The sequence below is a fragment of the Mycobacterium sp. EPa45 genome (assembly GCF_001021385.1).
Classification (GTDB): domain Bacteria; phylum Actinomycetota; class Actinomycetes; order Mycobacteriales; family Mycobacteriaceae; genus Mycobacterium.
Genome location: NZ_CP011773.1, coordinates 1299685 through 1311655 on the forward strand (window position 1 = coordinate 1299685; position 11971 = coordinate 1311655).

The 11971-nt window shown below is 65.1% G+C and carries 12 protein-coding genes; 5 read left to right on the plus strand and 7 right to left on the minus strand.

Features of this window, described 5'->3' with window-relative positions:
• Positions 1–3: 3 nt before the first annotated feature.
• Positions 4–1755 carry an MOSC domain-containing protein gene (locus tag AB431_RS06045; RefSeq protein ID WP_047329169.1) on the plus strand — a complete coding sequence of 584 codons (1752 nt, stop codon included), beginning with the start codon at positions 4–6 and terminating at the stop codon, positions 1753–1755.
• Between the two features lie 3 nt (positions 1756–1758).
• Here the strand turns inward: AB431_RS06045 and AB431_RS06050 are convergent, their stop codons facing one another.
• Complete coding sequence (locus AB431_RS06050) at positions 1759–2796, minus strand: GTP-binding protein (RefSeq protein WP_235435840.1); 1038 nt, start codon at positions 2794–2796, stop codon at positions 1759–1761.
• Between the two features lie 481 nt (positions 2797–3277).
• On the opposite strand from AB431_RS06050, the gene AB431_RS06055 reads away from it, so the two are divergent.
• Together AB431_RS06055 and AB431_RS06060 are read left to right on the plus strand one after the other, a co-directional pair.
• On the plus strand, positions 3278–5140 hold the full coding sequence (locus AB431_RS06055; protein ID WP_052960446.1) for a glycoside hydrolase family 2 protein: 1863 nt from the start codon (positions 3278–3280) through the stop codon (positions 5138–5140).
• 79 nt (positions 5141–5219) lie between these two features.
• A complete protein-coding gene (locus AB431_RS06060; RefSeq protein WP_047333133.1) occupies positions 5220–5555 on the plus strand; it encodes a hypothetical protein in 336 nt (111 codons plus the stop codon).
• A gap of 35 nt (positions 5556–5590) precedes the next feature.
• Here the strand turns inward: AB431_RS06060 and AB431_RS06065 are convergent, their stop codons facing one another.
• Both AB431_RS06065 and AB431_RS06070 read right to left on the minus strand, forming a co-directional pair.
• Positions 5591–5863: a DUF6295 family protein gene (locus AB431_RS06065; protein WP_036343599.1), complete on the minus strand. Its 273-nt coding sequence runs from the start codon at positions 5861–5863 to the stop codon at positions 5591–5593.
• 12 nt (positions 5864–5875) lie between these two features.
• Complete coding sequence (locus tag AB431_RS06070; RefSeq protein WP_047329171.1) at positions 5876–6631, minus strand: dienelactone hydrolase family protein; 756 nt, start codon at positions 6629–6631, stop codon at positions 5876–5878.
• 105 nt (positions 6632–6736) lie between these two features.
• Here AB431_RS06070 and AB431_RS06075 point away from each other — a divergent pair, with 105 nt between their 5' ends.
• Both AB431_RS06075 and AB431_RS06080 read left to right on the plus strand, forming a co-directional pair.
• Complete coding sequence (locus AB431_RS06075; RefSeq protein ID WP_047329172.1) at positions 6737–7519, plus strand: DUF427 domain-containing protein; 783 nt, start codon at positions 6737–6739, stop codon at positions 7517–7519.
• Between the two features lie 121 nt (positions 7520–7640).
• Complete coding sequence (locus tag AB431_RS06080; protein WP_047329173.1) at positions 7641–8711, plus strand: sensor domain-containing diguanylate cyclase; 1071 nt, start codon at positions 7641–7643, stop codon at positions 8709–8711.
• Positions 8712–8714: 3 nt separating this feature from the next.
• On the opposite strand, the gene AB431_RS06085 is transcribed toward AB431_RS06080, so the two are convergent.
• From AB431_RS06085 to AB431_RS06100, 4 genes are all read right to left on the minus strand, one after another.
• Positions 8715–9137: an organic hydroperoxide resistance protein gene (locus AB431_RS06085; protein ID WP_047329174.1), complete on the minus strand. Its 423-nt coding sequence runs from the start codon at positions 9135–9137 to the stop codon at positions 8715–8717.
• 20 nt (positions 9138–9157) lie between these two features.
• Entirely contained in the window at positions 9158–9583 is a 426-nt protein-coding gene (locus tag AB431_RS06090; RefSeq protein WP_047333134.1) for a MarR family winged helix-turn-helix transcriptional regulator, read from the minus strand.
• A gap of 74 nt (positions 9584–9657) precedes the next feature.
• Entirely contained in the window at positions 9658–10431 is a 774-nt protein-coding gene (locus AB431_RS06095) for an amino acid ABC transporter ATP-binding protein (RefSeq protein WP_047329175.1), read from the minus strand.
• Complete coding sequence (locus AB431_RS06100; RefSeq protein WP_144418438.1) at positions 10428–11813, minus strand: amino acid ABC transporter substrate-binding protein/permease; 1386 nt, start codon at positions 11811–11813, stop codon at positions 10428–10430. Before AB431_RS06100 ends, AB431_RS06095 begins: the two co-directional genes overlap by 4 nt.
• Positions 11814–11971: the final 158 nt, after the last annotated feature.

Below are 11971 nucleotides of genomic sequence, written 5' to 3' on the forward strand. Positions count from 1 at the left end.
GCGATGGCGACGCTGGTGTCGGTGAACGTCGGACTGCCCACGGATGTGCAGTGGAACGGGCGCACCGTGCACACCGGGGCATGGAAGTCACCGGTAGCCGGTCCGCGCATGGTGCGGCGGCTCAATATCGACGGGGACGGCCAGGGTGACCTCGGCGGCCACGGGGGAGAGAACCGTGCTGTGCTGGTGTATCAGGTTGCCTCCTACGACCATTGGGCGACGGTGCTCGACCGCGACGATCTGACACCGGGCGCCTTCGGGGAGAACCTGACCGTGGACGGGCTGCCCGATGACGAGGTCTGCATCGGCGATCGATACCGGATCGGTGACGTCGTCCTCGAAGTGACGCAGCCGCGGGTCACCTGCTACCGAGTCGGAATGCGGCTGGGCGAACCCCGCATGGCCGCGCTGCTGGTGTCGCACCACCGTCCCGGCTTCTACTGCCGAGTGCTGGCCGAAGGCGAACTCGCCGCGGGCCAGGACGTGGTCAAGATCGAAGACGGGCCGCACCAGGTCAGCGTCGCCGAGATCGATGCCCTGCTCTATCTCCCGGGGCATCCCCGCGACGCCCTGGAACGTGCCCTCGCCATCCCGGCGCTGAGCCAGGGATGGAAGACCTCGCTGCAGAGTCTGCTGGAGCAAGATGCGGAAACCGGTAACAGCGGGCTGACCGGGGTGGCACCGCCGCCGCCGGCGTGGCGGGGCTTCCGCCGGCTCGAGGTGACCGGCGTGCACGACGAGAGCCGAAGCGTCCGCTCGGTGTCGCTGGTTGATCCCGCTGGCGCACCGCTGCCGAAATGGCTTGCCGGCCAATCGATCGTGGTGCGGCTGCCGGTCAACGTGGGCGGACCACCGCTGGTCCGCAATTACTCACTGTCGAATGAGCCGGGTGCGGCCGAGTACCGCATCGCCGTCAAGCGGGAACCGATGGGAACGGTCAGCCAGTACGTGCACGATCACGTGAAGGCCGGCGACCTCATCGAGGTTGCGGCGCCGCGGGGGAGTTTCTTCCTCGACGACAGCCGGGACCCGGTCATCCTGATCTCGGCCGGTGTGGGAGTGACGCCGGTGCTGTCCATGCTGCACTCGCTGGTCGACAGTGGGTCGCAGCGTGGAATCTGGTGGCTGCACGGCGCCCGCGACCGACGTGAGCATCCATTCGCGACCGAAGCCCGCGAGCTACTGAACCGATTGCCGCACAGCCGGTCTCGTGTCTTCTTCAGCCAACCCGACGTCGCTGACCGGCTGGGTGTCGACTACGACCAGCGGGGACGGCTGTCCGCGCAGGCGCTGCGGGACCTCGGCCTACCGGTAGCGGCGCAGGTGTTCGTGTGCGGACCGGAGCCGTTCATGGACGCGGTGAGCGACGCACTGATCGAGTGCGGGGTGGATGCCGGCAATGTCCACACGGAGCGATTCGGTGCGCACTCGGCGATCACGCCCGGCATCGTGGCGGCCACCGAGCGACCGCCGCACCTGCCCGAGGGTCCACCCGGTACCGGACCGAGCGTGCAGTTCGCGCGCAGTGGACTCGCCGTGCCGTGGCGGGAAACCGACACCAGCCTGCTCGACTTCGCCGAAGCCTGCGACGTACCCACTCGATGGTCGTGCCGCACGGGTGTCTGCCACACCTGTGAGACGGCGCTCCTGGTGGGCCGGGTCGGTTACGACCTCGAGCCGCTGGAACCGCCGGCCGACGGAAACGTGCTGCTGTGCATCGCATCCCCGGCCGAGGACGTTGTCATCGATCTGTGAGCCTCAGGTGCGGGCGACGTGGCGCTGCCAGCGCCGCAGCGCGGTGGCCGACGCCGGCCCGTCGGTGGGGCGTAGGGCGTCGGTCATCAGTGTCCGGACCGCCGCGGTGTCGAAATGCGTTCCGATCGCCACCAGCTGGCTGGGGCCCGCGGCCGATTTGGCCGCCTTGGCAATGTGAACCGAAGGTCCGACGACGTTGACCACGTAGCCGCGAACCGAGGAGCGGTGGCGCACCGCCACGCGGCCTTTCATCCGGTACACGCCTGCGGGCGGCCACTCGAGCAGATCGATGAGGCGCTCCGGATCGATGGGTTCCTCGGCGGTCACCGTCACCGACTCGGCATGCACATGGTCGTGATCGCCGACGGTCTCGGAGAACAACGCGTCGCGGAACGACAGCTGGCCCGCTTCGTCGGTCGCCGCGGCGACGTCGTACAGCAGCGCCGGGTCAATCCGCCCGCCGATGGCCCGGACGACGTGGGCGCGCGAATTGCGTTCCCGTACCCGGGCTTCGACCCGGGCTACGACCGCGTCACGGTCTTTCTCTGGGACTTGGTCGAGCTTGTTGACCACCACCAGGGTCGCCGCGCCGTAGCGGGCGGGTGCCACGCCGCCGCAGTCGACGGTGTCGAAGTGCCGAACCGCGTCGACCACATCCACGACACCGCCGTCACGAACTCCGGCGATCTCGCTGAAGCCGATGATGCGGGCCAGCGCCGCCGGATCAGCCAGACCGCTGGCTTCCACGACGATGGCATCCAATTGGAGCCTGGGGTCGGCCAGCCGAGCCAGAGCGGTGTCCAGCTGCCCGTCATCGGGAAGACAGCAGATGCAGCCGCCGGCGATGGACGCAGGCTCGTCGATCTGGCCGCTGATCAGACCGGCGTCGACGTTGATCTCACCGAAGTCGTTGATTACCACCCCGATCCGGGCCTGTGGGGTGCGCAACACATGGTTGAGCAAGGTCGTCTTTCCTGCACCGAGATGACCGGTGAGCGCAATCACCGGGATCGTTGCACTGCTGACAGGCCGGGACACCACCTGGAGATGGTGCCATAACTCGCAACCGGGGACGCGACGCGCCGCACGCAGTTTGCTGAAAGCTGTGCAATCGCGCGTCGCAACCCACGAAGACCGAGGCCACTGAACCGGCGATTCAGCAATCCGCAGCACGTTGTCCAGCCGGTTTGACGACCCAAACATTGCTACCCGAAACACCCTCATAGACAGTGGCTAACTCGTTGCACGCGGGCTACAGTGCCTACGGCAATCGCATCTTCCCGGCCTGTCGCGCGTCGAACACGTACAGCGCCGTCGGATCATTCGCGCCACGACCGGTTCGATTCGTTTGCTGTGCAGGGAATCAGTCGTGCGCGGCGCCGCGTGGGCCGCAATGAGATCTAGCTCGGGGGGAACAATCTTCACAGATCGCTCGGCGCCGGCGTCTGGTGGACGTCGCCGCCACTCCCGTGTGTGGGCCGGCCGCGGTGCGCTGGTCGCCTTGGCCCTTCTGGTTTTCGCGATGGTCGGAAGCCCCTCGGCGAACGCCGTCGTGATGTGGCATCCGAAGGCTGCGCCGCTACCGACCCCGTGGACCAAGCTGGTCGGACCCGACAACGCGCTGCCCGACTACCCCCGCCCACAGATGGCGCGCTCCGCGTGGCTCAACCTCAATGGCGTGTGGAGCTACATGGGCCGGTCGGGCGCAACGGTGTTGCCCGCGCCTCCGGCGCCGAACGCCTACCGTGAGCAGATCCTCGTCCCGTATCCCGTCGAGTCGGCCCTCTCCGGCATCCAGCGTCACGACGACGAGATGTGGTACCGCAAGGTGGTCAAGCTACCGAGTAATTGGGTGGGACAACATGTGCTGCTGCACTTCGGTGCGGTGGATCAGATCGCGACGATCTGGGTGAACGACCAAGAGGTGGCCCACCACGAAGGCGGCTACACCGAATTCAGCGCCGACATCACCAAAGCGCTGCGGTGGCCAGGGCCCCAGGAGATCACGGTGCGCGTCCAAGACCGCAACGACGCCAACCCTTTTCCGATCGGTAAACAGCGCAACCGAGCGAAGGGGCTGTTCTACACCGGCGCGTCAGGTATCTGGCAGACGGTCTGGGCCGAGCCCGTGCACGCCACCTACATCAACAAGGTGGACATCAGCACGGATCTGACCAGCCTGACCGTGACACCGCGGATCGCCGGGACGAGAGGCCAGCGCGCCGTAGTGTTCGCCGTCGAGCCCAACGGTGGCCGGGTGGTCGCAGTCGGCTCCGCCGGTGCGGGCGACACGATTCGACTGCCGGTCCGCAATCCGCATGTGTGGACACCCGACGATCCGTACCTGTACGACCTGAAGGTCGCGCTGCTGGACCCTTCGGGCAAGGTCGTGGACACCGTCTCCAGCTACGCCGGGCTGCGGACGATCGGCACGATGCCCGACCCGCAGGGCAGACCGCGAATCGCGTTGAACAACAGAATCACGTTCCTGCACGGCCCGCTGGACCAGGGTTACTGGCCGGACGGCATCTACACCGCACCCACCGACGACGCGCTGAAGTCGGACCTGGTGCGCATCAAGGATCTCGGCATGAACTTCGTGCGCAAGCACGGCAAAGTGGAGCCGGCACGCTGGTACTACTGGGCGGACAAGCTGGGATTGATGGTGTGGCAGGACATGCCGTCACTGGATGTGTCGCTGGACATTCCGGTCGGCCCGGCCCCCGAGCCGCCTCCCGCCGCGAAAGCCAACTTCGAAAAAGAGCTGCTGTCGATGATCGACCAGCTGCGCAGCGTTACCTCGATCGTCGGCTGGGTGCCGTTCAATGAGGGCTGGGGTGAGTTCGACACTGCCAGGATCGCCGGCGTCGTGAAGACCGCGGACCCGACCCGGATGGTGAACGCCAACAGCGGGGTGAACTGCTGCAAGTCACGTGGCGATACCCTGACCGGCGATGTGTACGACGATCACACCTATGTCGGTCCCGGTGAGCCCCAAATTCACGACGACCTGATGAAGGCCCACTCGAAAGGCCCGGTCCCGGTGGACAATCGGGTGCGCGTCGACGGCGAATACGGCGGCCTGGGACTGGTACTCGATAAGAACCGCTGGCCGGGACGACCGGAAGCCTATGAAATGGCCGACAGCCCGGCACGGCTGACCGATCGGTATGTCCAAGTCAGCCGCGCTCTGGAGGACATCGTCCGCAGGACCGGCTTGTCCGGCGCCATCTACACCCAGACCACCGATGTCGAGAACGAGGTCAACGGCTTCCTGAGCTACGACCGCTGGCAGATGAAGATGCCGGTTCCCATTGTCGCCGAACGCAACCGCGCGGTCATCGCCGCCGGTACACCGGGGATGGCGCCGCAAGATCGCCGGTGACGTCGAACGGTCCCGGTTACGGCCCGGTGTGGTCTAACGTGGTGCGATTACTGGACTCTGCGGAACGGGGGGTGTGTCGATGACGAATCGACCCTGCTTCGGAATGGCTGCCGGCGTTGCCGCCGTGCTGATCGCCGGTGCGACGGGCACTGCGCATGCCGCACCGCCGCCGCCGGCCCCGGATCAGGCGAGCGCCGAATGGACCATCACCGACGGCTATTTCGTCAAACAGATCGGATGCACGCCCGAGACTCCGGGCGATCCGCGATCCATCACGTGGGATCCGCCCGGCTTCATCCCCGGAGTCGGTGGGCAGGGCATGATCAACGACGCCAATTCCGCGCTGGGCGGCCATTTCTCGGCGTGGTGGAACCCGGCGCCCGGCTTCTGGGATGTTCAGTACGAATTCTGCTGAGCCAGTAGCCGATCGGTCCGGATGCCCGCGTCCCGCTATTGGTCGCGCGAGGCCAGGCCGGCGGGGGCGTGCCCGATCGCCCGATGGATGGCATCGGCCAGTGCAAGCGCGCTCTCCTCGGTCAATTCCAGCGCCACCCGAGCCGCGGGCCCCAGCGCCGGATTGAGCACATCGATGTTCACGGTGTGGGTGTACGGCGCATGCACGGGGTGGTCGACGTAGACCGTGGCCCGGTCGGCGCCGAACCACCCAGTGGCGCCCTTGCCGCTGCCCTCGATGACCACACGTTCGGTGAGATAGGTGCACATGGGTTGGCGGACCTAGCCTTTCAAGTGGGTCGCAAAGAACTCGTCGATGTGCCGCCAGCCGTCCACGGCGGCCTCGACGCGATACGCGGGCCGGTCGACGGAGAAGAACGAATGGCCCGCGCCCGCATAGCTGTGGAACTCGTGCGGCTTGCCCAGTCGCGTCAGCTCCGTGCCGAGGGTGGCCACCGCCTCAGGCGTCGGGAACCTGTCCTCGGCCCCGAACAGCCCCAGCATCGGGGCACTCAGGTTCGGCGCCAAGTCGAGGATCGGCTTCATCGTCTTCGGCATCCCCTCGGGCGGATCCTCGACGATGAACGCGCCGTAACAATTCACCGCGGCATCGAACGGCAACGAGCATGCCGCCAGAAACGCGTGACGCCCACCCGAGCAGTGACCGATCACGCCGAACTTCCCATTCGCCCCCGGCAACCCGCCGAGGTGGGTGACCGCACCGGCGACGTCGCCGACGAGTCGCTCGTCAGGCACACCGCCGGCGGCCCGGGAGGCCGCGGCGGCATCGTCGGGATCGGCGCCGGGCGCTTCCCGTGAATACAAATTGGGGCAGACCACGTGATAGCCGCTGACGGCCAGCCGTCTCACGAACTCCTTGGTCTCGCGGTCGTAGCCGGGCATGTGGTGAATCCACACGATTCCGCCCCTGGACCCGGTGGTCAACGGTCCGGCCCAGTACGCCTCGATCTCGTCACCGCCGCGTCCGCTGATCGTGATCGTCTCCGCACGGATCGCGTCGGAACCCGCTCGTGTCATGTACACCGTCCTTGTCTGACCACCGGCCGCGGCCGCTGCTGGATTACCCGCCCCGCCGCTCGTCATGATGGAAGGTGACGTGATCCACGGCAAGGGAGTCCCATCGTGAATACCGCATCCGGGCAGCCGGCGACTGACTATCCGCAACTGGCTGCGGTCCGCGGCAGGGTCGAACCGTCGCCCCGCCGGGTCCGCGGCTTCCTGGGCAGCGAGCTCGTCTTCGACACCACCGCGGCGCGGTATGTGTGGGAGGTCCCGTATTACCCGCAGTACTACGTTCCGCTGGCTGACGTGCGGATGGAGTTTCTGCGTGACGAGGACCATCCACAGCACGTGCAGTTCGGCCCCTCGCGCACGTTTGCCTTGGTCAGCGGCTCGCAGACGCATGCGGCGGCGGCGCGGGTGTTCGACGAGGGGGAGGGCCCGGTCGCGGGCCTGGTGCGCTTCGAGTGGGCGGCGCTGAGCTGGTTCGAGGAGGACGAGCCGATCTATGGCCATCCCCGCAACCCGTACGCGCGGATCGATGCGCTGCGTTCCCATCGCCACGTCCGAGTCGAACTCGACGGTGTGGTGCTGGCGGACACCCACAGCCCGGTGCTCTTGTTCGAGACCGGTTTGCCGACAAGGTATTACATCGACCGCACTGATGTCGCGTTCGAGCACCTCGAGCCGTCGGACACCCAGAGTCTGTGCCCCTACAAGGGCGTGACGTCGGGGTACTGGTCGGTGCGGTCGGGCGATACGGTCCACGCCGATCTGGCCTGGACCTACAACACCCCGCTGCCTGCCGTCGCGCCGATCGCGAACATGGTGGCCTTCTACAACGAGAAGCTCGATATCAGCGTCGACGGGGTTCAGCTGCCGCGGGCGCACACTCACTTTTCGTAGGTTCGTGCGGTTGTCCGCTCTGGGAGATGGAGGGGGCTTACAATGACCAGCAAGGACCGGACCGCCAAGCCAGGACATGACTTGCCCTGTGGCGGTACGGCGGGGGTCGCCGGAGGTGCACATGACTGCTGATCTAGCGAACGATGCCACCGACTACACACGTGGCATGGAACGGCTGCTGCAGGCCGTGCAAGAGCTGTCGTTGGCCCGCAGTCTCGACGATGTCCAGGCCATCGTGCGTACCTCCGCCCGTGAGTTGACCGGCTGCGACGGCGCCACCTTCGTGCTTCGGGACGACGGATACTGCTACTACGCCGACGAAGATGCCATCGCGCCGTTGTGGAAGGGCAGCCGCTTCCCGATGGAGATTTGCGTCAGCGGCTGGGCGATGAACCATCGCGAATCGGTGGTGATCCCGGACATCTACAACGACGAGCGCGTGCCGACCGAGGCCTACCGGCCGACGTTCGTGAAAAGCATGGTCATGGTCCCGATCCGCAAGGTCGACCCGATCGGGGCGATCGGGAACTACTGGGGCCAGCAGCACCAACCCACCGACCAGGAAGTTTTCCTCCTGCAGGCGCTGGCCGACTCGACCTCGATTGCGATGGAGAACGTCGGGCTCTACTCCGAGCTGGAACAGCGGGTGCGCGATCGCACCTCCGAGCTGGAAAAGGCCAACGAGGAGATCCACAAGCTATCGATCACCGATGAGCTGACCGGGTTGAACAACCGACGCGGATTCTATCTGCGCACCGAGGCAGCGCTGCGGACCGCGCGCAGGCAGGGGACCAGCTGCCTGCTGGTGTTTCTGGACGTGGACGGTCTCAAAGCGGTCAACGACAAGCACGGACATGACATGGGCGACGGTCTGCTGGCCGATGTCGCCGCCGTGCTGCAAAAGAACCTGCGCCGGTCCGACGTGCTGGCCCGCGTCGGAGGCGACGAATTCTGCGCCTTCGTCGTTGAACCCGACTGCGACGCGACGCGGCTGCGCGAACGCATCTGCGAAGGATTCGACAGGTTCAACGACACCCACGACCGGCCGTACACACTGTCGGCCAGTATCGGTCTGGTCCAGGTGCCGGTGCACATGGCCGACAACGCCACCGTCGACGAACTGTTGGTCCGCGCCGACGAGCTGATGTACGAGGAGAAGAAGGGCAAGCCGGATTCGCGGCGCCCGGCCTGATCCTCAGTCGTCGGTGACGGTCAGCTTCACGTCGATATTGCCGCGGGTGGCATTGGAGTACGGGCACACCTGGTGAGCCTTGTCGGCGAGCGCGACGGCCGTCTCGTGATCGACATTGGGCAGCACGACCTCTAGCTCGACCGCCAACACGAAGCCACCGGCATCATTGCTTCCGAGCGAAACCTTGGCTCCGACAGCCGAATCCGTGACGTCAGCCTTCTCCTGCCGGCCGACCAACCGCAGGGCGGAGTGATAGCAGGCCGCATATCCGACGGCGAACAGTTGCTCGGGGTTGGTCCCGGTGCCCGTGCCACCGAGTTCTTTTTGAATGCTCAGGTCGACATCCACTTTGCCGTCCGAGGTGCGGCCGTGGCCATCGCGGCCGTCGCCGGTGGCCAGTGCCTCAGCGGTGTACAGAACCTTCATGTCGGAATCCCTTCGTGTTTTCACTGGTCGAGAGTCTCGGTCAGGCGCAGCACCGCGTCCCGCAACGTGACGATCTCGTCGAGCGTCATGTCCGAGGCTGACAGGAGTCGCTCCGGAACGCAGGAAGCCTTGGCTTGCAGGCGATCACCGGCTGGGGTGAGAACGATGTCGACCCGGCGCTCATCGTGTTGGCTGCGCTCTCTCGTCACATAGCCCACCGCCTCGAGCCGTTTGAGCAGAGGCGAGAGTGTGCCTGAATCAAGGTGTAACCGTTGGCAGAGTCGTCCGACGCTGGCGCGGCCTTCCTCCCACAACACCAGCAGGACCAGATACTGCGGGTAGGTGAGGCCGAGTTCGGCAAGCAACGGGCGGTATGCCGCCGTGACCGCGCGCGAGGCGGAATACAGCGCGAAGCACAGCTGGTCATCCAAGCGCGGGGCGGTCACGACCACAACAATAGGGCACAACTAGATTGTGCACAACCTATTTGATCGCTGCCCCTTTTCGCCGGGGCGGTCGGTCACAGCACCTTCGACAAGAAGTCTTGCAGCCGTTCGCTTTTCGGATTGCCGAATACCTCGTCGGGGGAATCGTCCTCCACGATGTTCCCGTCCGCCATGAACAGCACCCGCGACGACACCTCCCTGGCGAAGCCCATCTCATGGGTGACCACCACCATCGTCATGCCGCCCTCGGCAAGATCACGCAGGACCGCAAGCACGTCACCGACCATTTCCGGGTCCAGTGCGCTGGTTGCCTCGTCGAACAGCATCACCGACGGATCCATCGCCAGTGCACGTGCGATCGCCACGCGTTGCTTCTGCCCGCCCGACAACGTGGCGGGCTTCACGTTGGCCTTGTCGGCCAGACCCACCTGCGCAAGCAAATCCATTGCCTTCTTCTCGGCGGCGGCCTTGTCCATTTTCTTGGTGGTCACCGGCGCCAGCGTCACGTTCTGCAGCACCGTCATGTGCGGGAAGAGGTTGAAGTGCTGGAACACCATGCCGATGTGCTGACGGACCCTGTCCAAGTCCACCTTCCGGTCGGTGAGGTCGAAATCACCGACCACGACCTTCCCCGCGGTGATGTCCTCCAGCTTGTTCAGGCATCGCAGAAACGTCGATTTTCCCGACCCGGACGGGCCGATGACGCACACCACCTCGCCCTGTTTGATGTCGGTGGTGATGCCGTCGAGGACGACGAGTTCGCCGAACGACTTCTTCAGGCCGTCGATGTGGATCATGACGGTGCCGGCGGGCCCCGCCTCGGCGGACTCGGGAACGAGGCTGGTCATTTCACGATCCTTTTCTCGACGCGGTCGGAGAGTTTGGTGAGCGCCATGATGACGATGAAGTAGATGATGCCGATGATCAGCCACATCTCGAACGACTTGTAGTTGCCCGCGATGATGATCCGCCCGGTCTGGGTCAACTCCGCGATGCCGATCACCGACAGGATCGAGGTGTCCTTCAACGTGATCACGAACTGGTTGATGTAGGACGGAATCATCGTCCGGATTGCCTGCGGCAGAATCACTTTCCGCATCGTCGGCAGGTATCCGATGCCGAGGCTGCGGGCGGCCTCCATCTGCCCCTTGTCGACAGACTGGATACCGCCGCGGACGATCTCGGTCATGTAGGCGCCGGCGTTGAGCGACAGCGTGATGATGCCCGCCGTCAGCGCACTCATCTGGAATCCCAGCGCCGACGGAATACCGAAGTAGATGAAGAATGCCTGCACCAGCAATGGTGTGCCACGGAATATGTCGACGAAAGTGGTGCCGATGGCACGGAGCCAGATCGCTCGAGACACCCGGAAGAGTCCGAAGATGACGCCGAGAACCAACGCGATGGCGATCGAGATGACCGTCAGGATGACGGTCATCTTCAGGCCCTGCAGCAGCAGCGGGTAGGTGCTCTTGAGCAGGCCGAGGTACGAGGTGTCGTCGGTGTTGGCCTTGTCGCTGAGGTAGGTGTTGGTGATCTCGTCGTAGCGGCCTGACTTCTTGAGGTTGTCCAAGCCGGCGTTGAACTTCTTGATCAGCTCGGCGTTGCGGCCCTTGTTCACCGCGAACCCGTAGCCGGTCGGCTCCTCCTTGGGCCCCACGGTCTTGAACCCGCTGCCCTGCGCGATGTTGTACAACAGCACCGGATAGTCCTCGAATACGGCCTGGGAGTTACCGGTCTTCACCTCGTCGAACATCGACGACGAGTCCGCGAACGAGACGACCTGGAAACCGTACTTGTCCTTGATGGAGTTCGCGAAGGTGGCGCCCTGGGTGCCATTCTTGACGGCCACCTTCTTGCCACGCAGGTCGTCATAGGACTTGATGTCGTTGTTGGTCTTCAGTACCGCCATCTGAATGCCGGACTCGAAGTACGGCTCGGAGAAGTCGAAGACCTGCTTGCGCTTGTCGGTGATGGACATGCCGGCGATCACGCCGTCGACCTGGTTGGCCTGCACGGCCTGCAGTGCGGCGTCGAAGCCGAGTGGTTTGATGTCGACCTTGAACTTCTGGTCCTCGGCGATCGCGCGGATGAGATCCATGTCGATTCCGACGAAATTGCCTTGCTTGTCCTGGAATTCGAACGGGGCGAAGGTGGTGTCGGTGGCGATCAGATAGGTCTCGCCGTCGGCCGATGCCTGCGCGGGGGTGAACAGTCCCGATGTGAGCATTGTCAAGGTGGCGACCGCGGCGACTGCGGCCAGCGCTCGCGCGGCACCTCGGTGAGAATTTCGGCGTAACCATCCGGTCGGCATGCGCTGCCCTCCCATTTCGGTGCTTGTGCGCGTGAACTTCACGCTAACGTCACACTCGCTGCGTGTCCGGGTAA

Bases quoted from the DNA above. Each gene is read 5' to 3' on its own strand.
- AB431_RS06045 (WP_047329169.1), top strand. From the start codon at position 4: ATGGCGACGCTGGTGTCGGTGAACGTCGGACTGCCCACGGATGTGCAG.
- AB431_RS06055 (WP_052960446.1), top strand. From the start codon at position 3,278: ATGGTCGGAAGCCCCTCGGCGAACGCCGTCGTGATGTGGCATCCGAAG.
- AB431_RS06060 (WP_047333133.1), top strand. From the start codon at position 5,220: ATGACGAATCGACCCTGCTTCGGAATGGCTGCCGGCGTTGCCGCCGTG.
- AB431_RS06065 (WP_036343599.1), bottom strand. From the start codon at position 5,863: ATGTGCACCTATCTCACCGAACGTGTGGTCATCGAGGGCAGCGGCAAG.
- AB431_RS06070 (WP_047329171.1), bottom strand. From the start codon at position 6,631: ATGACACGAGCGGGTTCCGACGCGATCCGTGCGGAGACGATCACGATC.
- AB431_RS06080 (WP_047329173.1), top strand. From the start codon at position 7,641: ATGACTGCTGATCTAGCGAACGATGCCACCGACTACACACGTGGCATG.
- AB431_RS06085 (WP_047329174.1), bottom strand. From the start codon at position 9,137: ATGAAGGTTCTGTACACCGCTGAGGCACTGGCCACCGGCGACGGCCGC.
- AB431_RS06095 (WP_047329175.1), bottom strand. From the start codon at position 10,431: ATGACCAGCCTCGTTCCCGAGTCCGCCGAGGCGGGGCCCGCCGGCACC.
- AB431_RS06100 (WP_144418438.1), bottom strand. From the start codon at position 11,813: ATGCTCACATCGGGACTGTTCACCCCCGCGCAGGCATCGGCCGACGGC.